Consider the following 24,314-nt stretch of genomic DNA (forward strand, 5'->3'; position numbering starts at 1 on the left):
CCGCCGCACTCCGTGTTCGTCATCCCAAGGAGACCGCTGCTGTGCGCCTGCTGTTCGTGACGTCCGCCCTGGCGTCACACCACTTCACCATGGTTCCTCTCGCCTGGTCCGCGATGGCCGCCGGCCACAGCGTCCAGGTCGTGACCTCCCCGGATCTCGCTCCCGTGGCGGTGCGGTCCGGGCTGCCGGTCCGTACCGCGGGACCGTCCGTCGACTTCGAGCGGCTGCACCGGGACATGGTCGGGCGCGTGGCGCGCGGCGAGCTGCGCTACGACCCCAAGCTGCTGTTCTGCCGCGTCGCCGACGCGATGGCGGACGAGGTGGTGGCGCTGGCCCGGATCTGGCGGCCGGACGCGGTGGTCTGGGATCCGGCCGCCTTCGCGGGGCCGCTGGCCGCGGCGGTCACCGGCGCACTCAGCGTGCGCTGCCTTTGGGGCGTCGACATCCTCGGGCGCGGCGCCACGCTGGTGGAGCGGCTGCCTGCCGCGTTCCATGAGCTGTTCGGACGCTTCGGCCAGGAGGTACCGGAAGACCCCGACTGGTGGACCGTGGACCCCTGTCCGCCGAGCATCGTCCCGGACTCGCTGCGGCACCGCCGCCTGCCGGTGCGCTATGTGCCCTACAGCCCCAACGGCAAGGTGCCCGCCGGGCTGTTCGAGCGGGGCGAGCGAGCCAGGGTCTGTCTGACCTTCGGCTCGGGAATCGCCATGCGGGAGTTCGTCACGGGCCCGGGCTTCGGGGAGTCCCCGCTGCTCCAGGGGCTGCGGGACCTGGACGCCGAGTTGCGGCTCGCGGTCTCGGCGGCCGACCGGGCCGCCCTGGGAGACGTTCCGGACTTCGTACGGGTCGTCAGCTCCTGCCCGCTCGGCGCGCTGCTGCCCACCTGCGACGCGGTGGTCCACCACGGCGGAGACGGCACGCTGTTCACCTCCGCACTGTCCGGGGTGCCGCAGCTGGCCATCCCCTACCTGCCGGACCTGCGGTTCGGCTCCGCACGCTTCGCGCAGACCGGGGCGGTGCGGACGATCGAGGTCGACGAGCTGTCCGGTCCGCTCGCCCGGAGCCATGTGCGCGACCTGCTGCGGGGACAGGAGTACCGGGCCTCGGCCGCACGGCTGAGAGAGGAGATGGTCGCGCAGCCCTCCCCGCACGAGGTGGTCGGACAGCTGGCGAAGCTGGCGGCCGGCCGGGCGGTCTGAGCCGGGTCGGCCGCCAGGTGGTCAACGAGCACGGGCGCCGCGGGCGCCGCGGTGCCCGTTCGGTGTGCGCGCCCTGGTCCGGGCGCGCGGCGGGCTCAGCGCTCCTGCTCCAGCAGCCCGCGCAGATAGGCGCCGTAACCGCTCTTGACCAGCGGTTCGGCAAGTTCGTACAGCCGGTCGTCGCCGATCAGGCCGGCCCGCCAGCAGGCCTCCTCCACACACCCGATCTTGAGCCCTTCCCGCTCCTCGATCACCCGGACGTACTCCGACGCCTGGATCAGGGTGGCGAAGGTCCCGGTGTCGAGCCAAACCGTGCCGCGGTCGAGCGGCCGCACGGAGAGTTCGCCCGCCTCCAGATAGGCCGCGTTGACGCTGCTGATCTCCAGTTCGCCGCGGGTGCTGGGCGTCAGGTTCTTGGCGATGTCCACGACCCGGTTGTCGTAGAAGTACAGTCCCGGCACGGCGTAGCGGGACTTGGGCCGGGCGGGCTTCTCCTCGATGGACACCGCACGGCCCTGCGGATCGAACTCCACCACTCCGTAGTCCGACGGGTTGGACACCGGATAGGCGAAGACCTGCCCGCCGGCCGGCTCGCGGTCCGAGTCCAGCTGCCGGCCCAGGCCGGCCCCGTGGAAGATGTTGTCCCCCAGGATCAGCCCCACCGGGCCGCCGTCGAGGAAATCCGCGCCGATCACGAACGCCTGGGCCAGGCCCTCGGGGCGCTCCTGCACGGCGTACTCCAGCCGGAGCCCCCACTGGCTCCCGTCTCCGAGCAGCCGGGCGAACTGCGGCTGGTCCTCCGGGGCCGTGATGATCAGAATCTCCCGGAGGCCGGCCGTCACCAGCGTGCTCAACGGGTAGTAGATCATTGGCTTGTCGAAGACGGGCATCAGCTGCTTGGACACAGCTTGGGTGATCGGCCAGAGCCGTGAGCCGGTCCCACCGGCCAGAATGATTCCACGCATGGGCTCCCCCTCGTATTTCCGGCGCATCCGCAGATGCGGTCAACCGACCTCAGCAGGACGGGAATTGCCGGGGCCGGCGCGCAAGACCCGGAGAAACTCCTCGGCGACGGTGTCCGCGAACCCGACCCGCAGCAGATCGGTACGCACCCCGACGCGGAGTGTCGCTCCCTCTTGGTCCAGCAGCACCTCGACCGCCAGCGGGCTCGGCATGTCCTTCCCCGGCCGGTCGTCGATGAACTCGGCCGTACACCCGGGCAGGGACAGCTGCCTGCGGTTGTCGTCCTGGACCAACAGGACCGGCAGCGTCCGCAGCACCGAGCCGAACGGCCCGAAGGCGGACAGCGCGGCGACGACCTCGCCGAGGGAGAGGTCCTGCCCGGCGAACGCCTCGTTGATCACCTGCTGCGTCTGCGTCAGCACATCCGCACGCGAGCCCCGGGGCCGACGCAGGCGCAGACAGACCGGGTTGACCCGGCAGGTGACGGTGGCGTCCTGCAGCGGGTTGCCGCGGGCCGCGACGGGGGCCAGGAAGCCGATGTCCCACTGGCCCGTCAGCGACCGCAGAGCCTCGCCGAAGACCGCCGCCAAGTAGCCGAAGCGGGTGGTGCGCCCGGACTTCACTTCCTCCTCCCAGGGCACCAGGACCTCCGCAGGCAGCCGCCGCACCCGACCGAGCGCCGGGCCGGCCACGGCGCTCGCGGCGGCCGCGCCCGGCAGCCGTATCGGGGGAAGCCCGCGCAACGTACGTCGCCAGTAGTCCCGTTGGGCCGGCAGGTCGCTCGCCTCCAGCCGCTTGAGGTGCTCTGCCGCGACCTGTGCCAGATGCGGCACGGGTCGTGGCCACACCGGCTCCCGGCCGCCGAGCCGGGCGGCGTAGGCCAGCGTCAGGTCGTCCGTGATCAGGCCGCTGGAGCTGGCGTCGAAGGCAATGTGGTGCAGGGCGAGGCCGAACAGCCATGCCCCCGCGTCGTCTTCAGGCACCGTCACGGCACGCCAGATTTTCCCCTGAGTGGGAGCCAGCGGCTGTTGCAGCGCCGCGAAGAAGCGTTCCCGACGGGTGCCGTCGGCCGCGTCCCGTGGCAGTCGGACGAACTCCACCTCGCCCGGCGCCGACGGCACCTGCAGCGTCGGCGGATCGGTGCGCCGGTAGTGCGCGCGGAGGGCCGGGTGCCGCCGGTGGAGGTCATTCAGCGCCGCCTCCATCGCATCGAGATCGAGTGCGCCCTCGACCCGCCAGGCGAGCAGCGAGCTGGTGCTGTCGGAGCTGTGGAGGTAGTTGAGCTGGCCCACCGTCAACGGCACTGCACCTCCCAGGTCGTCCTCCGCGCCCGGGGCGGGGTCTGCGGCCGCCGGGGCTCGTTCCAGCCAGCCGGCGAGGGAGGCGGCAGACGGTGTCCGGTAGAGCTGCGAGAGCGGGACCGGCCGGTCGGTCTCCGTCGCCACACGCGTGCAGATCCGGGCGAGTTCGAGCGAATTCGCCCCGAGGGACAGCAGTGACGCGGAAGGGGAGACGCCCGGGCGGGCCAGAACTTGGCGGAAGATCTCCACCGTGGTGGCCACGGTGCCCGTGAGCGGGTCCTCGTGAGGCCGCGCCACCGCACGGGGGGCGGCCAGACGCGCGCGGTCGGTCTTCCCGTTGCGCGTCAGCGGGATCGCTCCCACCCTGATGATCTCGCGGGGGACCAGGTACTGGGGCAGGCGCCGGACGAGAGCCCCCCACAGGGTCTCCTCGTCGAGCGGGTCACCAGGCTCGGCGACGTAGCAGAGCCTCAGGTCGGTGCAGGCGCCCTCGGCGTCCCGGAGCGGGACGGCCACGGCCTGACGCACTCCCCGCAGCTCCTCGGCGGCGCACTCCACCTCGCTGGGCTCGACCCGGTGGCCGCGGATCTTGACCTGGAGGTCCGTGCGCCCCTGGATGTGCAGGACGCCCCGCTCGGTACGGAGCCCGCAGTCCCCTGTGCGGTAGATCCGCCGCGGGCCCTCGGGGGTGTCGACGTCCGTGAACTGCCGCTCTGTGAGCGTCGGTTCGCGGAGATACCCGATCGCCAGCCCGTCGCCCGCCAGACACAGTTCGCCGGACTCGCCGGGGCCGCAGGACCGGTCGCCGTCGAGGACGTACACCTCGCTGTGGGACACCGGCACGCCGATAGGGACGCCCAGGGGATCGGTGGTGTCGGCCGGCGTGATCCGGTGGTGGGTGACGATGCCGGCCGATTCGACCGGCCCGTAGGTGTTGCTGAGGGGGATGCCGGGGTGGTGTTCGAGGAAGCGGCGGCAGTGCGCCGGCGAGACCTGCTCGCCGCCGATGAACACCTGCCGCAGCCCCTCGAAGGCATCCGGGCTCTCATCCACGATCATGTTGAAGACGGCGGTCGGCAGCCACGCCGTGTTCACCCCCTGCTCCCCGCGCAGCCGTCGCAGCAGCTCCGGGCGCAGCACTTCGTCGACGAAGACCGAGGTGCCCCCGCACAGCAGCACGCTCCAGAGGTCGACGATCGACCCGTCCCAGTGCGCGGGTAGGGTCTGCACCTGTACCGTGCCCGGGCCGAAGTCCCCCCAGACGCAGGCGTCGTAGAGCCGCGCGGTGCCGCTGTGCGGCACCACGACGCCCTTGGGTCGGCCGGTCGAGCCCGAGGTGAAGAAGACCTGGCACGGGTCCTCGCCGTCCGCCTCGACCGCGGGCGCCGGCCGTCCGCGTCCCGTCGCGCCCGCCACCGGCGCCCAGGACGGGACCGGCCAGCCGCCTTCGCGGGCGACCACCAGCCGGGCGTCCAGCTGCCCGATCAGCGCGAGCCGGCGCTCGCGAGGCCAGGCCGGGTCGAGCGCGGCGTAAGCGGCACCGCACTTGAGCACCGCGAGCAGCACCGCGACCATCTCCGGGTCGCGCGGCAGCAGTACGGGGACGAAGGAGCGCGGCTGCACCCCGCGGGCGGCCAGCTCGGCCGCGTAGTCGTCGGAGAGCGCATCGAGCTCCCGGTAGGTCATCCGCCGGTCCCCGTGCACCAGAGCGACGGCGCCCGGCCACCGCTCGGCGCACCAGCGGAAGAGGCCGTGGACGGTCTCACTGCGTCGGTACGGTCGGTGGCTGGGCGCCACGGGGAACCTCCAGTCGTGTCCGGGGGACGAGAACGCGGTGGTGGGTCATCACCAGGGCGAGGCTGACGCACAACAGGACGCCGAGCAGCACGAGGACGTGGGCCAACCCCGGCACCCCGCCCGCCTGCGTGTGACCGACCGCTTCGAGCAGGTGGCGGAGCGGGTTGGCCAGGGTGGCCGCCTGCAGCCAGCCGGGCATCGCGGAGACCGGCCAGAACACTCCGGCCAGTACGGACAGCACGACGTGCAGGCCGACGCAGAGCAGTCCGCCGACGGCCTCCCCGAGCAGGCATCCGACGAGGGCGCCCAGCACGCAGAACACCAGTGTCCCCAGCCAGGCCGTGAGCAGCGAGAGCAGGAACGCGGTCCAGTGCACCTGGGTGCCCATGATCCCGGCCATCAGCCCCGGGATCAGCAGGACCGGCAGCAGACAGGCCACCGCACCCACACCGAGCTTGAGCAGCAGATAGCGGTGGGCGGGCAGCGGCGTCAGACCGAGCCTGGTGGTCCAGCCCGTGTGCCGCTCCTTCAGGATGCGCAGCCCGGTGCTGTTCAGTGCCGCGCTGACCGAGCTGAAGAGGGCGATGGAGACCGCGATACGGGTCATCGGGTCCACCCCGTCCGGCACGGGCGGCGAAAACCTCAGGGACAGCAGCAGGCACATCCCGACGGGGATGATGAGGTTGCCGCACAGGTAGGCGGGGTCGCGCAGCACACGCCGCAGCTCCACCCGGAACAAGGTCCTCACCGTGCGGCTCCTTCGGTGGTCTCCCCGGCCCCTGAGGCTTGCCCGCCGCCCGGCTCCACGAGCCGCAGGTAGCGGTCCGCCACCCCGCCGTCGCCGACCTCAAGCCGTCGGGGTTCGATGCCCGCGTCCCGTAAGCCGGCCAGGGTCGCCGCCACGTCCGTGGTGCTGAGCCGGGCGCACCCCTGGGACAGCCGGATCCGCAGGGTGCCGGGCAGCTCCCGTAGCAGGTCCTCGGTGGCCGTGGGGGCGTAGAAGGCCAGAGTGTGCGCGGTACTTCCGGCGCCAAGCCCGGCAGCGGGAGCGTCGGCGACCAGGCCACTCCGGTCCACGATCAGGAACCGGTCGGCGAGCTCGCTGACGGTATCGATGTCGCAGGTCACCAGCAGCACCGTGCGCCCGGCCGCCGCCTCGGCACGGACCGGGACGAGGAGTTCTGCGCGCTCCGCCTCGTCCAGGCCGTCCGCGGGCTCCTCCAGGATCAGCAGCTCGGGCGCGCCGGCCAGGGCGACGGCGAGGCTCACCCGCGCCTGTTCGCCCGCCGTCAGGGACTCCGTGCGGCGACGCAGCAGTCCGCCCACCCCGGCCCGTTCCGCCAGGTCGGCCACGGGGCACCGGTCGCCCGCCAATTCACCGACGATGGAGAGCAGTTCGGATACCGTCACCTGCTGCAGCAGTCCGCAGCGTCGGGAGACCGCCCCGGCCCGGCCATCACGCAGCGCCGCCAAGGGGTCGTTCCCGAAGAGGCGTACCGTCCCGGTTGCCGGCGCGGCCAGCCCCGTGGCCAGGTCCGCCACGGACGCGGCGACCGAGGGCTCCGGGCTCACCACCGCGGCGAGCTGTCCCGCCGGGACGGTGAACGAGAGTTCGGCTGACGGGGGTTCGGAGGGGGCCCGGTGCACGGAGTCGAACCAGATCACGGGGGTGTGGCGAGCGGCCTGAGGCATGGCTCTCCCTTCGGAGCAGATGTTGATCAGCCCATGAGGACGGCCGAGAGCTGTTCGGCTTCGTCCGGGTCGAGCACGGCGTCGGCGGCCGCCGCGTTCTCCGCGAGGTGTGCCGCCGTGCGCGTACCGGGGATCGGCACGATGTCCTCGCCGCGTGCCAGCAGCCAGGCGAGCGAGAGCTGGGCGAGGCTGAGCCCGTGGGCGGCGGCGATGCCCTCGGCGGTGGCCAGACGGCGCCGGTCCCGCCGCAGCCTCTCGTCGGCGAACCGCTCCTGCCGGCGACGGAAATCACCGGGGACCAGGTCGTGTGCCGAGCCGAGGCCTCCGGCCAGGAACCCCCTGCCGAGCGGGCTGTGTGCCACGAGGCCGACGCCCAGTTCGCGGGCCGCAGGCAGGATCTCGTTCTCGATGCCGCGCTCCCATAGGGAGTACTCGCTCTCCAGCGCGGTCACCGGGTGCACCCGGTGCGCCCGGCGCAGCTGCTCCGCGGAGACCTCGGAGAGCCCGATCCAGCGGATCTTGCCGGCGGCGACCAGCTCGGCGAGGCCTCCGACGCTCTCCTCGACCGGGACGGCAGGGTCGACGCGCGCCAAGTAGTAGAGGTCGATGTGGTCGACGTCCAGGCGCCGCAGCGAGGCTTCGCAGGCCCGGCGTAGCCGCTCCGGGCTGCAGTCGAAGGCTGTGGGCCGCGCGGCGCCCGTGAACACGGCGCCGCCGCGGGTGGCGATCAGCGCGTCCTCGCGCCGCCCGGCGACCGCCCGGCCCACCAGTCGCTCGATCTCGCCGCCGGCGTAGAAGTCGGCAGTGTCCAGGAGGGTCACCCCGAGGTCGAGCGCATGCCGCACCGTGGCCTGTGCCGTCTCCCCGTCGACCGCGCCGTATCCGCCGACCAGCGCCAGCGTGCCGAAGCCGATCGCCGCGGCGGTCGGGTCGCCGGTACCGAGCTGTCTGTGCCTCATGGGCGCTGACGTTAGGTACAGCGGCTCAAGCGTCACTGGACCCCCACTGGGCCGGACCGGCCCTGCCGGGGCGCCGCCGCCGGTCGCGGCGCGGGGCTCCAGGACCGCTCCAGGCGGTGTCAAGGTCCGCCGTCGACAGTGTCCCGGGTCGCCGTGTCATCGCATGCCGGCGGCCCGGAAACCAAGTGGGAGAGAGGATTCCATGGCCGAGAGAGGGCCGCACAGCATCGAGTGCAGCACGGACGCCAAGGGGCCGGCCGGCCTCGCCTTCGGCCTGATGGCTGACGTGTCCCGCTGGCCGCAGTACTTTTCGGCGGTCGTGCACACCGAGCGGGCCAAGGACGGGTCCGCGGAGGCGGGCGCCGAACAGGATCGCGTCACGGTCTGGGCGCTGCGCGGCGGTGACGCCGTGCGCCACTGGACCTCGCGCCGCACCGTGGACCGCGCGGCCCTGCGGATCGGATTCGAGAACGAGACGGCTCCACCCGGCCTGGACAGGGCCGACGGCGAGTGGACCTTCGCCGACACCGCGGAAGGCACCGCCATCGGCCTGCGGCACCGCCTCACCCCCGCGGAAGGCACCCCGGCGTCTGAGGTCGAACGGCTCGCCGGCGAGTTCGAGGCCGCTGGCCGCCGGCAGCTCGCCGAGCTCAAGGCGGCCGTGGAGCGAGCCGGCGAACTCGCGGAACTCACCGTGGAATTCGAGGACCCGCTGTTCGTCTGCGGCACGGTCGAGGATGCCTACCGGATGCTGTACGAGGCCGACCGGTGGCCTGAGTGGCTGCCGCATGTCGCCCGCCTGGACATGACCGAGGACGTCCCCGGCATCCAGTTCTTCGACATGGTGAGCGTCTCGCCGGACGGCAACGAGCACACCACCCGGTCCGTGCGCATCTGCCTGCCGCACGACCGCATCGTCTACAAGCAGATCTCCCTCCCCCCATTGCTCGAAGTCCATACCGGCCACTGGGAATTCAGCCCCACCCCCGAGGGACTGGTCGTCAGCGCCCGGCACACCGCGGTCATCAAGGCCGGCGCCCTGCACCTGCTGGGCGAGGGCACCACCGTGGCGGACGCCCGGCGGTATCTGCGGCGAGTGCTAGGGAACAACAGCATGACCAACCTCCGGCTGGCGAAGGCCTACGCCGAGGAGAAGACGATCAACGGGAACCCGGCGTGACCCGGGACGGCGCTCCGGCAGGGGCCGGCCGGACCGCTCTGATCACCGGTGCGACGCGGGGCGTCGGCCTGGCCGTCGCCCACCGGCTGTGCTCCGAAGGGTTCCACGTTCTCCTCAACTACGCCCACTCGGAGGCCGATGCGGAACGGGCGCTCGCCCGGCTCCGCGGCCTCCCCGGCACGGCGACCGCCGTCAAGGGCGACGCCACCGACCCGGCCGCCCTCGGCGCGGTGCTGGACCGTGCCGAAGCGGAGACCGGCCGGCTCGATGTCTTCGTGCACAACGTGGCCTCGCTGCGTCCGATGGACGCCGCAGCCCCGCGCCCTGAGGACGTCCACGCCTCACTGGCCACCGCCCTGGACCCGCTGCTATACGGCGTGGAGCGGCTGGCCGGGCTGATGGCGCACGGCGAAGGGCGGATCGTCGCGGTCTCCAGCGTCGGCGCGCGCCGGGTGGTTCCCCAGTACGTCGGCCTGGGCGTGGCCAAGGCCGCGTTGGAGAGCCTGGTCCGCTATCTCGCGATCGCGCTGGCGGGCCGGGGGATCACCGTCAACGCGGTGTCGGCCGCCAAGCTCGACAAGGGCGGCCCCGCCGATCCCGTCTCGCAGGCGCTTGCCGGCCGCTCGCCCTCCGGACGGCTGACTACCCCGGAGGATCTCGCGGACGTGGTGTGGCTGCTGTGCGCACGGGAGGCCCGGTGCATCCAGGGGCAGGTGGTGGAGGCGGACTACGGCCTCGCCCTGCGGGCCCCTTGAGAGAGGTGCGCACATGACCGTGGTGTCCACGGATTTCTGCGTGATCGGCGGCGGCCCGGCCGGGCTGTCCCTGGCTCTGTTGCTGCTGCGCTCAGGGGCGCGGGTCACCGTGGCCGAGCGCTCCGGATCGCTGGAGAGAGCCTACCGCGGCGAGATCCTCCAGCCCGGCGGGCAGGCGGTGCTGGCGCGGCTCGGCGTCCTCGACGGCATCGTGGCCCGCGGCGCCCATCGCCTGGACGGCTTCCAGCTGCTCCAGGGGGAACGGGTGTTGATGAACATCGACTACGGGCGTCTCGATCCGCCGCACAACACCCTGTTGAGCGTGCCGCAGCGGCACGTACTGGCGGAGCTGCTCGCCCACTGCGAGCGCTACCTGGGGTTCCGCTACCTCGCCGGCCACCGGGCACGCGATCTCGTCCTGGCCGGCACCCGGGTGACCGGCGCCGAGGTGACCGGGACCTCGGAGTCGGTCACGGTGCGGGCCCGCTGCGTCGTCGGTGCCGACGGCCGCTACTCCAAGGTCCGGAAGCTGGCGGGCATCGGATCGGGCCGCGCCGACGTCTTCGACCAGGATGTCCTCTGGTTCAAGCTGGAGGCGGCCGGGCGGACGGCGGGCCGGGTGCGTATCTTCCGGGCCGCCGCCGGGGCTGTGCTGGTGCACGACTCCTACCCGGACCGGCTCCAGATCGGCTGGACCCTGCCCCACGGTGGCTACCGCACACTCGCCGAACAGGGCGTGGAGCAGGTGAAGGCCCGGCTGCGAGAGGCGGTGCCGCGCTACGCGGACCTCATCGACGAGCAGCTGACCAGCCTGCGCGAGCTGACCCTGCTGGATGTCTTCGGCGGCTGCGCCCCCCACTGGGAGCGCGACGGCCTCGTGCTGCTGGGCGATGCCGCGCACACGCACGGGCCGCTCGGGGCCCAGGGCATCAACCTGGCGGTGCAGGACGCCGCCCTGCTGCACCCGGTCCTCCTGGACGCGCTGCGCCACGACGACTTCGGCGCGCGGCGGCTGGCCGCCTTCCGGCGCCGGCGGCAGCCGGACATCGACCGGGTGATGAAGGTCCAGCGGATGCAGAGCAAGGGGATGCTCGGGAGGGACGGGCTTGGCGATCTCGTCCGGCCCGTCGCGGCCCGGCTCATCCAGCACACCCCGATCGGGGCCAAGGTCACCCGACGGATCGCCTTCGGCAATCCCGCCGTCGAGGTCCGCACCGACCTGTTCGCCGCCGCCTGAACACCGGGCGAGTGCACCGGCCTCATGAAGAACTACCGAATTCGCCCATAACCAATGAGTACAGGAGAGCAGAGCATGCGAATCATCGACCTGTCGGTCGCGGTGGACGCGTCCGCTTGGGAGCCGGAGCCGGTGGTGCACGAGGTCATGGACCACGCGGCCGGCGCGGCCCATATGGCCTCGGAGATGAAGGAGTTCGGGCTGGAAATCGACCCCTCGGTGCTCCCCAACGGCGAACTGCTGTCCGTGGACACCATGACGCTCACCACCCACACCGGCACGCACGTCGACGCCCCGGCGCACTACGGCTCCTCGGTCAGTTACGGCGACGGAAAGCCGCGTTCCATCGACCAGATGCCACTGGAGTGGTTCTTCAATCCGGGCTTTGTGCTCGACCTGACGGCGGCGCCCGAGCAGGTGGCCGACGCGGACTTCCTGCGCGCGGAGCTGGCACGCATCGACTACACCCCGAAGCCCAACGACATCGCGCTCCTGCGCACCCGGGCCAGCGAGTGGGTGGGCACCCCGATGTACTTCTCCGAATTCGTTGGCCTGGACCGCTCCGCGACCGAACTGCTGCTGGACTTCGGCATCAAGGTGATCGGCACGGACGCCTTCAGCGTGGACGCCCCCTTCGGGGACATGATCAGCCGCTACAACGAGACCAAGGACCCCGGCGTGCTCTGGCCGGCCCACTTCATCGGCCGGGAGCGGGAGTTCTGCCATGTCGAGCGGCTGGCCAACCTCGACCAGCTGCCGTCCACCGGCTTCACCGTGGCCTGCTTCCCCTTCAAGCTCGCCGGCGGCAGCGCCGGGTGGACGCGCGCCGTCGCGCTGCTCGAAGACTGAGCCCGCACACGGAGACGGAGGACGACCTGTCATGACGGCAAGCCAGACGGAGCAGCGGCCGGTCACCGAGCTGTACGCCGAGGTCCAGCTCTTCTACGCACGTCACTTCCAGCTCCTGGACGGTGGCGACACCCAGGCGTGGGCGGACACCTTCACCCCTGACGGAGCCTTTTTCCCGCCCACCCTGCCGGAGCCGGTACGGGGCCGCGCGGCACTCGCCGCCGGTGCCGCTAAGGCGCACGCCGCTTTCGAGGAGCAGGGCGTACAGCGGCGGCACTGGCACGGGATGGTCGATGTGCGACCGCGGGAGGACGGCTCGGTCTTCGTCCGCTGCTATGCGCTGATCTTCGTCACTCCGGCCGGCGGGGAACCCCGGCTGCATCTGACGTGCATCTGCGAGGACGTTCTCGTCCACACGGACGACGGCCTGCGGGTGGCGGAGCGCCGGGTGCACCGGGACGACCTGCCCCGCTGAACCGGGCCAGGTGTCCGCGTGGCGGTGGGTTCCGGCCGAAGAGAGCCGGATCCCACCGCCACCCGGCCGTGGCGCGAGGCCCGGCCCCGCGCGGGTGAAACGGCGGTGCTGCCGTCACGCGGAGCGGACGCGGAGCGCGACTGCCCGCGCGGCGCGCAGATCGTCCTGCCGGCTCCGCGGCCGCGTCGGCAGGACCGCCAGCACCTCGCTTTGCCCGGAACGTACCGAGGGGTGCTGTCTGGCCAGCGCGGCGAGCCCCCCGGCCGGACCGGCCTCAACGATCAAGTGCGGCCCCTGTGCCAGCAGTTCGTTCAACGCGGGCCAGAACAGCACCGGAGCGGCCGGCTGCGCTGCCCAGAAGGACGGCCTGGTCGCGTCCTGCGGGGACAGCAGCGCGCCGGAGGCGGTCGAGAACACGGGAATCGAGGGCGGGCTCAGCGGTACGCGGGCGAAGTCCGGTTCGCACGCCATGGCCTGGTCCGCCAGCCCGGGGCTGTGGAAGGCCACTTCGGCGGCCACTCGGCGGCAGACGAAGCTGGCCTCGGTCAAATCCCCACGCACCTCAGCGAGTGCGCCAGACGGTCCGGAGAGGACGGTCTGCCGGGGAGCGTTCACCGCGCCGATCGCCACCCCGCCGCGCAGAAACGGCAGGAGTTCGCCGGTCGAGCCGGCCACCGCGAGCATGCCGCCGGGCGGGGAGTCCATCAAGTGCGTGAGCCGCCCGCGCACCAGGGCCACCGCGTCCGGCAGGGCGAACACCCCCGAGAGGGTGGCCGCGGCCATCTCGCCGACGCTGTGCCCGAGCAGCGCCGCCGGCCGCCGTCCCCAGCTCAGCACCATCCGGCCCAGCGCGTAGTCGACGACGAACAGCATGACCTGGGCCCGTACCGGGTCATCGATGCCCACGGTCGAGGTATCGGACAGCCAGTCCGTGCGGATCCGCGCGCCCTCATCTCCGAGATGGCCGAAGACCTCGTCGGCGGCGGCGGTGAACTCCGGCTCGGCGCCGTAGAGTCCGGCCGCCATGCCGGGGTGCTGTGCCCCTTGCCCCGGGAACAGCAAGGCCAGCGGCAGCCGCTGTTCGGGGAGGGCGGCGTCTGCCGCCCCCATGGTGAGGGTGCGTGTGGTCATCGTCGGCCTTCCCAGCTCTCGTACGGGACCGGAGCTGTCGTCGGTTGGACCGCCCCGCCCGGCAGCGTCGCCCCGCCGGATCCAAGCGCGGCGGATCACCGCTGGACTCCCAGACGACCGGTTCGGGCCGCGAGCGGAGAAAGGGGGGCCCGGCCCAGCTCAAGCGCCGTTCCGGGCAGCTTCGAGAAGCACCCGTCAGCCTCTTCTCAGATCGCCGACCCGCGTGGCCGGCTCGTCGGCCCGCCTGCCTGGAGTGGTGAAGTGAGACACGAGAACCTGTACGTCACCGGTACCGGCTGCGCGCTGCCGCCGAGGATGACGGCACAGGACGCGGTGCGGCGCGAGCTCGCCGCCCCCGCGGTCGTCCGGAAGGCGGACATCGCGTCGGTGGCTGTCTGCGACTCCCCGGAAGCGCCGCCCGAGCTGGCGGCACGGGCAGCCACCGTGGCCCTCGACAGGGCCGGGACGGACCCCGGGGACATCGGCCTGATCCTGCACGCCCATGTCCACTACCAGGGGCACCGGCTGTGGGCCCCGGCCTCCTACGTCCAGCGGCGGACCCTGGGCAACGGCTGCCCGGCGATCGAGGTCCGGCAGGCGTCCAACGGGGGTATGGCCGCGCTCGAACTCGCCGCCCCCCGGCTCCGCGCTCACCCGCAGGACGGCGGAGCCCTGCTGACCACGGGGGACACCTGGCCCCTCCCCTCCGTCGACAGGTGGCGCAGCGACTCGGGCACCGTCTACGCCGACGGTGGCACCGCCCTGGTGCTTTCTCCGGCCGGCGGCTTCGCCCGAATCAGCAGCTTGGTCACGGTCTCCGACCCCGAGCTGGAGGGCATGCACCGGGCCGGCCCGAGCACCGGCCCCGCCACCGTGAATCCTGTGCTGCCCGTGGACCTGGACGCGACCCGGAACGAGTTTCTCGATGTGTTCGGCATGTCCTTCAGCGCGGCCAAGGTCCGAAGCGGCCAGCGTGCGGCGATCAAGGCTGCACTGGCCGATGCGGACCTCAACCTTCCGGATATCGACTGGTTCGTGCTGCCGCACTTCGGCAGGCGCCGGCTGAGTTCGGTCTACTTCCGTCCCTTCGGCATCGACCCCGAGCGCACCACCTGGTCATGGGGCCGGACGGTGGGCCACCTGGGAGCCGGGGACCAGTTCGCCGGCCTGGACCACCTGGTGTCCTCCGGGCAGCTGCGCGCCGGACAGCGGTGCCTCCTCGTTGGCGTGGGCTCCGGATTCACCTGGTCCTGCGCCGTGGTCGAGATGCTCGACACCCCTGGCTGGGCCGCCGAGCCGCCCCAGCTGTAGCAACCAGCTCCCCGCCCTCCCCGAACGAGCAAGAAGAGGACTCCCACCGTGCCCCCTGCCGACAAGCACCTGCTCCCGGACCGCGTCACCGTGGACGAACTGCTGCGCCGAGCGGCAGCCAAGGACCCGGACCGCGTGGCCATCGTCACAGAGCGCCACCGGCTCACCTTCGCGGAACTGGACGCGGCGGCCGACCGCTGCGCGGCCGCTCTGTCCGGCACCGATGGTGCCGTGGGGCTCGCGATGGTGCTCGACCCGGCCTTCGCCACCGCCTACTACGGCATTCCCCGCGCGGGCAATGTCGTCGTGACGATGAATCCGATGCTGCGCGGCCACACTCTGGAGCACATCTGCCGTACCGCGGAGGTGCGGACGGCTTTTCTGACCTCGGCCATGCTGGAGGAGCTGGCCCCGGCTCTGGACCGCCTCCCCCAGCTGAGGACGATCGTCGTCATGGACGGTCCCGCCTCCGTCCCCGGAACGCTGTCGTTCGACGCCTTCATGGCAGCCGCCCCGGCCCACCCTGCCACCCCGGGCCCGGCAACCGCCCCTGATGAGCCGGCCTGTATCCAGTTCACCAGCGGCTCCACCGGCGCCCCCAAGGGCGTCCAGCTCTCCCACCGCAACGTGGTGGCCAACGCCGTCCAGGTGGCGGTGGCGCACGGGCTCGACGAGAGTTCGTTGACGGTCAATCACATCCCTGGCTATCACCTGATGCACCTCAACTCCGCCGTGTACGCCCGGGCTACCCAGGTGCTCTGCCGCGACGCCGACCCGGCCGCCTCCATCGAACTGGCCAACCAGCACAAGGCGGACCGTCTCTACAGCCTGCCGGTGTGGCTGGCCCGGCTGGCGGCCGATCCCAGGCTTCCGGAACTCCGCCTGGACACCGTCCAGGCGGTGCTCTCGGGTGGCTCGGCGCTCCCGGGCGGCGTGGCCAGAACGCTCACCGAGCACTTTGGCGTGCCCGTCCTCCAGGGCTACGGCATGGCGGAAACCTCGCCGCTGACCCACTGCGATCGGATCGACCGACCCAAGTGGGACTCGGTCGGCTACCCGGTGACCGGCACGGAATGCCGTGTCGTCGACGTCGACCGGCGGACCCCGCTGCGCTACCGCGAGAAGGGCGAGGTGCAGGTCCGGGGACCGCAGTTGATGCTCGGCTACCTGGGCCGGGAACACGCCGCCGAAATCGACGAGGACGGCTGGTTCTCCACCGGCGACATCGGCCTGATCGACCTGGAGGGCGCGCTGTTCCTGACGGACCGCATCAAAGACGTGTTCAAGTGCGACAACGAGCTGGTGTCGCCGACCGAGGTGGAACGGGTGTTGGTCACCCACCCCCTGGTGGCCGACTGCGCCGTGGTCGACTTTCCGGACCGGTTCAGCGGCGCCGTGCCGTTCGGACTGGTCGTGCTCGAACCCTCGCACCGGGCCGCGGACGAGACGCGCGCGCTGGACGCGATCGTCGAGTACGTCAACGCCAAGGTGGCCGTCTTCCAGCGGCTTCAGCACATCAGGGCCGTGCCGGAGATCCCGCGGACGGCCACCGGGAAGATCCAGCGCCGCACGCTGCGCGAGCAGGTACGGGCGGATTCCCCCATGGCCCCCGCGGCCCGCTGAGCGGGCCGTGCCACACCCCATCAGACCGGGTTGGGCCGAGCCTGACCACCCACAGAGCAGAGGAGCCTGACGATGGTGAAGCTGGTCAACAAGCTGACCGTGACCGGCGATGTCGCGGAGTTCGAGAAGGTGTCCGAGGAGCTGACCGCCTACATGCGGCAGCAGCCCGGGTACCTGCGCTTCGAGCTGCTGCGCTCGGTGCGGCACGAGAACGTCTTCGTCGAGATCGCGGAGTGGACGGACGCCGAGTCGCACCTCACGGCGGTCCGGAGCGAGGGTTTCCGGCAGAGGGTCCAGCCACTGGGCGCGCTGGCCACCGTGGACCCGGACGTCTACACGCTGGTTCGCGAGGGACGTGCCGGTGACGCCTGACGGTACGCCCCAGGTCCTCGTGGTCGGTGCCGGGCCGGTGGGGCTGACCATGGCCCATGAACTGCTCCGGCACGGGCTACGGGTGCGCATCGTGGACGGCAAGTCCGGTCCGGCCACGACCAGCCGGGCCATCGCGACCCACCCGCGCACGCTGGAGAGCTACGACCAGATGGGCGTGGTCTCCGACATCCTGGACAGAGGCCGGCGCATCGAAGGCTTCACGATGTTCCGCGAGGGCACCCGGCTGGCGAAGCTGGACGCGGACTACTCCACGATGCCGACTAGGTTCCCCTTCACCGTGGCGATCGACCAGGTCAGCACCGAGGCCGTACTGCGCGAAGCGGTGGCGAGGCTCGGCGTGAAGATCGAATGGGGCGTGCGGCTGGAGGAGTTCAGCCAGGAAAAGGGCGGCGTGCGGGCGACGCTGAGGCTGCCGGAGGGCGGCCGGGAGCGGCTGGAGGTGTCCCGGCTGGTCGGCTGCGACGGTGGTCACAGCACCGTACGCAAGCAGCTCGGTCTCCAGCTCCTTGGTGAATCCAGCGAGACCTGGCTGATCGCTGACGCACGGATGGACGTCGACCTGCCTCGCAACAGCATCTATTGGGTGCACACCGGCGGCCGGACGGTGATGACCGTGCCCATGCCCGAGCCCGGCCGCTGGCGCATGCTGGACACCGCTGACGTCGACCAGGCGGCGGGCCCCGAGGAAGTGTCCAGGCGGTTCGCTCGCAAGTTCCGTGCGGGACTGGGCCGTCCGGTCACCGTGCAGCCCGCGGACTGGGTGTCGGTCTTCACTTTTCAGCAGCGGATGGTGCAGGCCATGAGGGCTGGGCGCTGTTTCGTCGCAGGCGATGCGGCACACGTCCACAGCCCGGCCTCGGGCCAGGGGATGAACACCGGCATTCAAGAAGCCGTCAACCTCTCCTGGAAGCTGGCCATGGTCGAGCACGGCTGGGCCGGGGACGGCCTGCTGGAGAGCTACAGCGCCGAGCGCGTACCGGTGGGCCGCGCACTGCTCGGCTCGACCAAGCGGGCGACGTTCCTGGTGCAGCTGAAGAATTCCCTGGCGGGCGTCGCGCTGCCGCTGGTCTTCGCGGTGGTACGCAACGTGAAGCAGGTCAGGAAGAAGATGCAGCGGAAGATCCTGGGCGGGGTCTCCGGGCTCAACCTCCGCTATCCGGAGAGCCCGCTGACCATCTCCCCCTCCTCCGCAGGAGCCCGGCGGGGGCCTGTGCCGGGAGAGCGCGTGGCCAAGGTCTCTCCGGAGCGCGGCGCCACGACGGGCTGGGGTGCGCTCCTCGGCGAGCTGCGCGACCCGCGCTGGACTCTGCTGGTCGCCGCGGGTGACACCACGGCCCGGAGCACCGCCGCCGGACTCGCCGAGCGTCATGCCGCCTGGCTCTCCGTACGGACCGTCGGCGCCACGGAGGACCCCGAAAGCAGCAGGGCCGGCGCCGGTACTCCCCGTCCGCTCCCCGATCCGGACCGGACGCTCGGTGCCGACCTCGGACTCGCCGCCGCTGACTGGATGCTGATCCGCCCCGACGGCTACCTCTGCGCCAGGGGCAGCAGGCTGGGGGAGGACTCGCTCAAGCCGGCCTTCGCCGCCGCGCACATCCTCGCCTGACGCACCTCGGGGCCGTGGCACCACTGCCACGGCCCCGAGGTGACCGGCGTGCGAAAGAGCCGTACGGACCTGTGGAGGGTGCGTTGCCCAGCGCCACCGGCCGTCGTGCCTCAGGCCGACCGGAGTCCCGGCACCACCCCACGGGCGAACGGGAGCCCGGGCTCCTCGCGTTCCTGCTCCGGTACGTGGAGCTGCCGCTGCAGGCGCTGCAGTGGTGCGGAGGGGGCCAGACCGAGCGCATCGTCGAGAATGCGCTGGAGGTCGCGGTAGGCGCGCAGCGCCTCCCCACGCCGTCCGGACCTGTTGAGCGCCTCGATCAGCGCACCGTGCAGCCATTCGTTGAACGGGAACTCGATGACGAGGGAGCGAAGTTCGGGGATGAGTTCACGGTGCAGCCCGACCTGCATCCGCGCGGTGATGCTCAGTTCCTGGGCCGTGGTCCACATCTCGTGGAGGTGAGCGATGTGTGCCCTCAGCAGGCGGCCGGTCGGGAGGTCGGCGAGGACGGGACCGCGCCACAGCCCCAGGGCTTGACCGAGCCGCTGTGCGGCCTCTCGCGGCCGGCCGGCGGCCAGCAGGTTCCGGCCCCCCTCGGTCGCCTTCTCGAATGCCTTGGCGTCCACCTGCCCCGTACTGAGCCGCAGGCCGTACCCCGGTGGGCGGGTGACGATCAGCGAGTCGGTGGTCGAGTAGTCCGTCGCCTTCCGGAAGGACGTGCGCAGCTGGCAGATGTAGCCGCGGGTGGTCGCGATGGCGCTGCGCGGCGGGTTCTCCCCCCACACCTCGTCGATCAGCGACGAGATGCTCACCACCTGACTGCCGCGAGCCACAAGGAGAGCCAGCAGCCAGCGGAGCTTCTCCGCGCTCGGCGTGATGTCCCTTCCGCCGCGCAGGATCTCAAGGGGGCCAAGAATGTTGAATCGCATCCCCTCATCTACCGGACTCAGCCCCGCATCTGTCGGGCTCTCACACCGCACGCCGACGCCCCCTAATTCTCAATCGAGCACCGCGGCCCCCGACCGCAGTGTCAATCGCACATTAGTCCGGTCTGTGGATGCATCCTCTCAAATCGCCATCAAGTGAATCTTTGTTTCAATAAAGATTCGTTCAATTTCTTAAAGTTCTATTCAAGGAATATTTAACATCGTTTGACTCAATGTCGCCGAAAAGGAGTTCCGTCCTCTTTGTCCGCCTTGGGGGCGGGGTGGACGTCTCCAGCGGTCCTCGACCAGGCCCCGACGTCCGGCCCAGACACTGTCACCGCCCCGAACTCGGCCCTGGAGGCGTAGACATGAAGAACGCACTTAACGGATCCCTCGTGGAACCCCTGATCCTCGCGGCGGGGGCGCGGGACGGAGACCTGCTCCGCCTGATCGACGAGCATGGCCTGGAGGTCGTCACCGACGTGCTCGTGGCGGAGATCGCGGGCCGCTGCGAGCCTCCGGTGCTGGAGCGGGAAGTGCCGGTCGGCCTGCGGGTCACCCATGATGACCGGGGGACCGAGTATCTGCTCACGGTGTCGCCGGGCGGCGTGGACTGCCGACGCGGCCCAGCCGGCGGGGCGCTGGCCCACATCACGACGGACGCGCTCTCCCTGGCCCGTAGCGTCTACGGTCCGCCCTCCTTCGACGGCGCGGCCACCCGGCAGGTGACCGTCCGTCCCGAGCTGGTCACTCCGGCGGCCGATCAGTCGTCCGAGGGGCGCCCGGCCCGCGAGTTCGGCATCGGCTCGCGCGCACTGCGCAGGGCGGACAGCCCCCATCCAGCCGCGCTCGCCGCCCAGGCCGTCTCGTCCGCGATGGCCGGACGCGACCGCGACCTCGGTGACCTTGCCCTGCGCTTCGGCAGCGACAAATGGGGTATCTGGCACTGGTACACGCAACACTACGACCGCCATTTCGCCCCGCTGCGCCACGAGCCGGTGCGCGTCCTGGAGATCGGCATCGGGGGCTACTCCGACCCGGCCGCGGGAGGCGGATCCCTGCGGATGTGGAAGAACTACTTTCCCCGAGGCCTCGTCCACGGCCTGGACATCTACGACAAGTCAGGGCTGGACGAACCACGTCTGCGTACCTTCGTCGGCAGTCAGAACGACGCCAGTTTTCTGCGCGAACTCGCCGAGCGGCACGGTCCGTTCGACATCATCATCGATGACGGCAGCCATGTGAACGAGCACATTCTGGCGTCCTTCGACGCCCTTCTCCCCTATGTACGCCCCGGTGGGTGGTATGTGATCGAGGACATCCAGACCTCGTACTGGCCGCAGTACGGTGGCACCAGCGGTGCACAGGCGGGCGCGGGCACGAGCATCGGCCTGCTCAAACAGCTCATGGAGGGCTTGGAATACCAGGAGGCCAACCACCACCGCGACTTCTCCCCGTCCTACACCGACCAGCACGTGGTGGGGCTGCACCTCTACCACAACCTCGCCTTCATCCAGAAAGGCGTCAACAACGAGGGCACCATCCCCACCTGGGTCAAGCGCACCCCGCTCAACTACTTCTATCCGGCTCAGGACGGCTGAGGGCGGCCGGCTCGATGCCTCTCCATCGACCGCCCGAGGCTCCGCCGGCCGGCCCTTGGATGGTCGTGGGCGCGGAAGGGATGCTGGGCCACGCGGTGCTCGACCGCCTCGCACGGGGCGGCCGCGCCGCGGTGGGCCTCGGCCGGCGAAGCCTCGACATCACCAAGGCGTCGGCCGTACGGCGAGCGGTGCACACCCACCGCCCGGCCGTCGTGGTGAACTGCGCCGCCTGGACGGCGGTCGACGACGCGGAATCGCACGAGGACGAGGCCTTCCTGGTCAACGGCCGCGGGCCCGCGCACCTGGCCGCCGCGTGCGCGGCATCGGGCGCCCGCCTGCTGCACATCTCCACCGACTATGTCTTCTCCGGCGTCGCGGACACGCCATATGCCGAGGACCACAAGCCGGACCCGCGCACCGCCTACGGACGGGGCAAGCTGGCAGGCGAACGCGCCGTGCTGACGTTGCTCCCGCGCACCGGCTACGTCATACGGACCGGATGGCTCTACGGGGCGGGCGGCGGGAACTTCGTTCGCACCATCATTCGCATGGAGCGCAGCACAAGCACGCTCGAAGTCGTGAACGACCAACGGGGCCAGCCGACTTGGGCCGCTGACCTCGCAGATCTGCTGGTACTCCTGGGAGAAGCGGCCGTCCTTGGCACGGCGCCGGCCGGAGTCTTCCACGGCACCAGCCGCGGCGAGACAACCTGGTTCGAGCTGGCGCGCGAGACCTTTCGACTGCTCGGCGCCGACCCCCTACGCGTACGCCCAGTCGACAGCAGCTCCCACCCCCGCCCCGCACGCCGCCCGGCCTACAGCGTCCTTGGGCACCACCGACTGGAGTCGGCCGGGCTCCCACCCATCCGGCCCTGGCGCGATGCCCTGACCGAGGCCCTTCCCGAGCTCGTGGCCGCCGAACACGGGCTGCGGCCCCAGAGGGGATGAGCACGCGCACTGTCGACTTGCTCACGGTGCTGCGCATACGCGCCTGGAGCCTTCGAGCGTCGATGAGCAAGCCGCGCTGTGGGAGCACCACAATTGGTGTGTGGCGCCATAATGATCGTTCCCGTGTGGCCATGGGTGGCCACGGGGTGGCCGGATGCCTTTGGACGGGGCGGCACGGGGTATCTGCGCCGAGGACGAAGCATGTGCTCTGATCAGGCAAGACGGTATGCGACAGCATGAGCTGTCACCCGGCGGCATGATCGCTCATGCCCTCGTAATGCGTAGGTCTCGGGTTCGAATCCCGAAGGCGGCTCAGTGAGAAACCCCAGGTCGGAACCATCCCGACCTGGGGTTTTTTCGTTCAACGGATGCGGCGTCGGCGGCGGGAGCGGGCTGCGCGGCCGTCGAGGGTCTCAGTTTTGGTCTCAGTGGGGCCCGGATCGGGAGCCGGGGGAGCGGGCACGAAGAACTCGCCCATGCGCCGCATCGCGTCCTTCGACAGGTGTGATCTGCCCTTCACGTACCGCCGCGTCTGGCTGATCTGGGTGTGGCGAAGGATCTCCATGATCGTGGGCATGTCGACGCCCAGCTCGTTCAGGATCGTGCCGGCCGTGTGGCGGCTCCCGTCGTACAGGCGGCGGTCGTCGATCCCGGCCTCGGCGAGCAGCTCCTTGAACTCCTCGTAGTCGGCGCGCGGATCGAGGGGGCGCCCGTCGGGCCGAGAGAACACGACGTGGTGCTCCTGCCACAGTTCCGCGGCGGCGGCTCGCATCTCCTCCTGCTGAGCCTTGTGGTCGCGCAGGAACGGCACGAAGACGGGCGGGATCGGGACGGCGTTCCGGCTCTTCTTGGTCTTGGGCCGGGTGAAGACGAGCCCGCCTTCCTTGCGTTGCGGGCAGGCGCTTGCATGCTGGGCGCATGCCTTGGGGCAGGGTTTCGGGCAGCCCCGCTTGTAGTTCCGGTGCGTGGCACAGTCGGGCGGACATGGCTCGAAGCGGTGGAGGCGTGAGCCGCAGGCTTGCGGGTCGTCGCATCCGTGGCGCCACGTGAGGCGCTGGAGTTGCCACTCCGGCCGGAACAGCTCCGCGCCCAGGTCGACGTACGGCCACCGCAGACCAAGCGTCTCGCCCTGCCGGAACCCCATACCGACACCCACGATCCACCGCATGGAGGTGGGCCGTTTCGCCGCTGCTTCAAGGAACGCCTTGGCCTCCTCCTTGGTGAAGGGGTTCGCTTCGGTCTCATCGACGCTAGGAGGGTCCACGAGCGTGGCGACGTTCTCACCGACGATGCGGCGGCGGTGAGCAATCTTCAGGGCGCGCGACAGGATGCGGTGAACCTTCACCACGTGGGAGGGGGCATGTCCGGCATCGAGCAGTGCTCGGTACATCCGCTCCAGGTGCTCAGGCTGGAGCTTGTCGATGCGGTGCCTTCCTACGCCCGGGATGATGTCGTGGCGGGTCTTGGACCAGTAGTCATCCAGGGAGCGAGGCTTGAGCTTCAGGCTCGCGATGTCGGTCAGGTAGGTCTCCATCCACTGCGCGACCGTCGGCTTGCGGCCTGCGGCCGGGGCGCGCCCCTGGTCGCGCAGGCGCTCCAAGTCTCTGACCTTGCGCTTGATTTCGGTCTCGGTCTTGGCGCGGCGGTGCCGGCGGTCGGGGCCGCCGTCACTCTTCACGCCCATCGTGACGCGGCCGTGCCACCAGCCGTCGGCGCCGAAGTAGATGGACGGCTCCATGTTGGGCTTACGGGGGCTCATGTGCTCCTCCATGCGGGAGGCGCCCCGACCACCAAGTTGGGCTGAGGCAACGCCAATTGCGCCTGAGACGGCTGGGCGAGGGTGGTGTGCGCTGCAGGCGCCTTCAGCTCTTGACGAGGAGGCCGCGGCTGCGCAGTACCCGCCGCTCGATCGGCGCGAAGATCAGCAGTTCGATTCCGATGCCGACGATGAGGATCAGCAGGATTGCGGACAGTACCAAGGACATGTCTCCGAGCTCGCGGCCCTGCTCCAGCATCTGTCCGAGGCCGGTGCCGAGGTCGGGGGCGTTGACGATGAGTTCGGCGGCCATCAGGGAGCGCCAGGAGAAGGCCCAGCCCTGTTTGAGGCCGGCGATGTAGCCGGGGAGGGCGGCGGGGAGGAGGACATGCCGTACGCCGGCGAGGCCGGTGGCGCCGATGGTGCGGCCGGCGCAGGTAGAGGGGGGAGATCTGGTCGACGCCGGCCACCAGGCCGTTGGCGAGGGAGGGGACGGCGCCGAGCAGTACCACCGCGTAGAGGGTGGCGTCGCTCAGTTCGAACCAGATGATCGCCGCGGGGACCCAGGCCACTGAGGGGAGGGACTGCAGTCCGCTCAGGATCGGGCCGATCGCGG

At 71.0% G+C, this 24,314-nt stretch carries 20 protein-coding genes and 1 pseudogene; 12 read left to right on the top strand and 9 right to left on the bottom strand.

All coding sequences use genetic code 11. From position 1 onward, the window contains the following. Window positions 1-41 precede the first annotated feature (41 nt). A complete protein-coding gene (locus AB0D04_RS05395) occupies window positions 42-1,199 on the top strand; it encodes a nucleotide disphospho-sugar-binding domain-containing protein (RefSeq protein WP_362699618.1) in 1,158 nt (385 codons plus the stop codon). 95 nt (window positions 1,200-1,294) lie between these two features. Here AB0D04_RS05395 and rfbA read toward each other — a convergent pair whose 3' ends face one another. Genes rfbA through AB0D04_RS05420 form a run of 5 tightly spaced genes read right to left on the bottom strand, consistent with a single transcriptional unit; the run spans window position 1,295 to window position 7,911 of the window. After that, entirely contained in the window at window positions 1,295-2,164 is an 870-nt protein-coding gene (gene rfbA / locus AB0D04_RS05400) for a glucose-1-phosphate thymidylyltransferase RfbA (protein ID WP_362699619.1), read from the bottom strand. Window positions 2,165-2,203: 39 nt separating this feature from the next. Beyond that, window positions 2,204-5,260, bottom strand: coding sequence for an amino acid adenylation domain-containing protein (locus AB0D04_RS05405; protein ID WP_362699621.1), 3,057 nt, complete (start codon window positions 5,258-5,260; stop codon window positions 2,204-2,206). Then, window positions 5,226-6,008 carry an ABC transporter permease gene (locus AB0D04_RS05410; RefSeq protein ID WP_362699623.1) on the bottom strand — a complete coding sequence of 261 codons (783 nt, stop codon included), beginning with the start codon at window positions 6,006-6,008 and terminating at the stop codon, window positions 5,226-5,228. The genes AB0D04_RS05405 and AB0D04_RS05410 overlap by 35 nt, the downstream gene beginning before the upstream one ends. Beyond that, a complete protein-coding gene (locus AB0D04_RS05415) occupies window positions 6,005-6,952 on the bottom strand; it encodes an ATP-binding cassette domain-containing protein (protein ID WP_362699625.1) in 948 nt (315 codons plus the stop codon). Before AB0D04_RS05415 ends, AB0D04_RS05410 begins: the two co-directional genes overlap by 4 nt. 26 nt (window positions 6,953-6,978) lie before the next feature. Continuing rightward, window positions 6,979-7,911, bottom strand: coding sequence for an aldo/keto reductase (locus tag AB0D04_RS05420; RefSeq protein WP_362699627.1), 933 nt, complete (start codon window positions 7,909-7,911; stop codon window positions 6,979-6,981). A gap of 202 nt (window positions 7,912-8,113) precedes the next feature. On the opposite strand from AB0D04_RS05420, the gene AB0D04_RS05425 reads away from it, so the two are divergent. The 5 genes from AB0D04_RS05425 (at window position 8,114) to AB0D04_RS05445 (ending at window position 12,407) form a co-directional block, all read left to right on the top strand. Beyond that, window positions 8,114-9,091: an SRPBCC family protein gene (locus AB0D04_RS05425; protein WP_362699629.1), complete on the top strand. Its 978-nt coding sequence runs from the start codon at window positions 8,114-8,116 to the stop codon at window positions 9,089-9,091. Further along, complete coding sequence (locus AB0D04_RS05430) at window positions 9,088-9,846, top strand: SDR family oxidoreductase (protein ID WP_362699631.1); 759 nt, start codon at window positions 9,088-9,090, stop codon at window positions 9,844-9,846. Before AB0D04_RS05425 ends, AB0D04_RS05430 begins: the two co-directional genes overlap by 4 nt. 13 nt (window positions 9,847-9,859) lie before the next feature. Next, entirely contained in the window at window positions 9,860-11,083 is a 1,224-nt protein-coding gene (locus AB0D04_RS05435; protein WP_362699633.1) for an FAD-dependent monooxygenase, read from the top strand. A 75-nt stretch (window positions 11,084-11,158) separates the two neighbouring features. Next, entirely contained in the window at window positions 11,159-11,932 is a 774-nt protein-coding gene (locus AB0D04_RS05440; protein WP_362699635.1) for a cyclase family protein, read from the top strand. A 31-nt stretch (window positions 11,933-11,963) separates the two neighbouring features. Further along, on the top strand, window positions 11,964-12,407 hold the full coding sequence (locus AB0D04_RS05445; protein ID WP_362699637.1) for a nuclear transport factor 2 family protein: 444 nt from the start codon (window positions 11,964-11,966) through the stop codon (window positions 12,405-12,407). Between the two features lie 114 nt (window positions 12,408-12,521). Here the strand turns inward: AB0D04_RS05445 and AB0D04_RS05450 are convergent, their stop codons facing one another. Further along, a complete protein-coding gene (locus tag AB0D04_RS05450; RefSeq protein ID WP_362699639.1) occupies window positions 12,522-13,538 on the bottom strand; it encodes an acyltransferase domain-containing protein in 1,017 nt (338 codons plus the stop codon). A 261-nt stretch (window positions 13,539-13,799) separates the two neighbouring features. Here AB0D04_RS05450 and AB0D04_RS05455 point away from each other — a divergent pair, with 261 nt between their 5' ends. From AB0D04_RS05455 to AB0D04_RS05470, 4 genes are all read left to right on the top strand, one after another. Next, window positions 13,800-14,849: a ketoacyl-ACP synthase III family protein gene (locus tag AB0D04_RS05455; RefSeq protein ID WP_362699641.1), complete on the top strand. Its 1,050-nt coding sequence runs from the start codon at window positions 13,800-13,802 to the stop codon at window positions 14,847-14,849. Window positions 14,850-14,897: 48 nt separating this feature from the next. Continuing rightward, on the top strand, window positions 14,898-16,472 hold the full coding sequence (locus tag AB0D04_RS05460) for a class I adenylate-forming enzyme family protein (protein WP_362699643.1): 1,575 nt from the start codon (window positions 14,898-14,900) through the stop codon (window positions 16,470-16,472). Between the two features lie 72 nt (window positions 16,473-16,544). After that, the gene (locus tag AB0D04_RS05465) at window positions 16,545-16,844 is read left to right on the top strand and encodes an antibiotic biosynthesis monooxygenase family protein (protein ID WP_362699645.1); all 300 of its coding nucleotides are present in this window, start codon (window positions 16,545-16,547) and stop codon (window positions 16,842-16,844) included. After that, window positions 16,834-18,471 carry an FAD-dependent monooxygenase gene (locus tag AB0D04_RS05470; RefSeq protein ID WP_362699647.1) on the top strand — a complete coding sequence of 546 codons (1,638 nt, stop codon included), beginning with the start codon at window positions 16,834-16,836 and terminating at the stop codon, window positions 18,469-18,471. The genes AB0D04_RS05465 and AB0D04_RS05470 overlap by 11 nt, the downstream gene beginning before the upstream one ends. 110 nt (window positions 18,472-18,581) lie before the next feature. On the opposite strand, the gene AB0D04_RS05475 is transcribed toward AB0D04_RS05470, so the two are convergent. Beyond that, complete coding sequence (locus AB0D04_RS05475) at window positions 18,582-19,397, bottom strand: AfsR/SARP family transcriptional regulator (protein ID WP_362699649.1); 816 nt, start codon at window positions 19,395-19,397, stop codon at window positions 18,582-18,584. Between the two features lie 365 nt (window positions 19,398-19,762). Between AB0D04_RS05475 and AB0D04_RS05480 the strand changes: the two genes are divergently transcribed. Together AB0D04_RS05480 and rfbD are read left to right on the top strand one after the other, a co-directional pair. Continuing rightward, the gene (locus AB0D04_RS05480; RefSeq protein WP_362699651.1) at window positions 19,763-20,995 is read left to right on the top strand and encodes a class I SAM-dependent methyltransferase; all 1,233 of its coding nucleotides are present in this window, start codon (window positions 19,763-19,765) and stop codon (window positions 20,993-20,995) included. Window positions 20,996-21,054: 59 nt separating this feature from the next. Beyond that, complete coding sequence (gene rfbD, locus AB0D04_RS05485) at window positions 21,055-21,942, top strand: dTDP-4-dehydrorhamnose reductase (RefSeq protein ID WP_362699668.1); 888 nt, start codon at window positions 21,055-21,057, stop codon at window positions 21,940-21,942. A gap of 361 nt (window positions 21,943-22,303) precedes the next feature. Here rfbD and AB0D04_RS05490 read toward each other — a convergent pair whose 3' ends face one another. Further along, a complete protein-coding gene (locus tag AB0D04_RS05490) occupies window positions 22,304-23,701 on the bottom strand; it encodes a tyrosine-type recombinase/integrase (protein ID WP_362699653.1) in 1,398 nt (465 codons plus the stop codon). Between the two features lie 103 nt (window positions 23,702-23,804). Beyond that, a pseudogene (locus AB0D04_RS05495) lies at window positions 23,805-24,314 on the bottom strand (ABC transporter permease subunit); the annotation flags it as partial.

The organism is Streptomyces sp. NPDC048483, assembly GCF_040651455.1.
GTDB lineage: Bacteria > Actinomycetota > Actinomycetes > Streptomycetales > Streptomycetaceae > Streptomyces.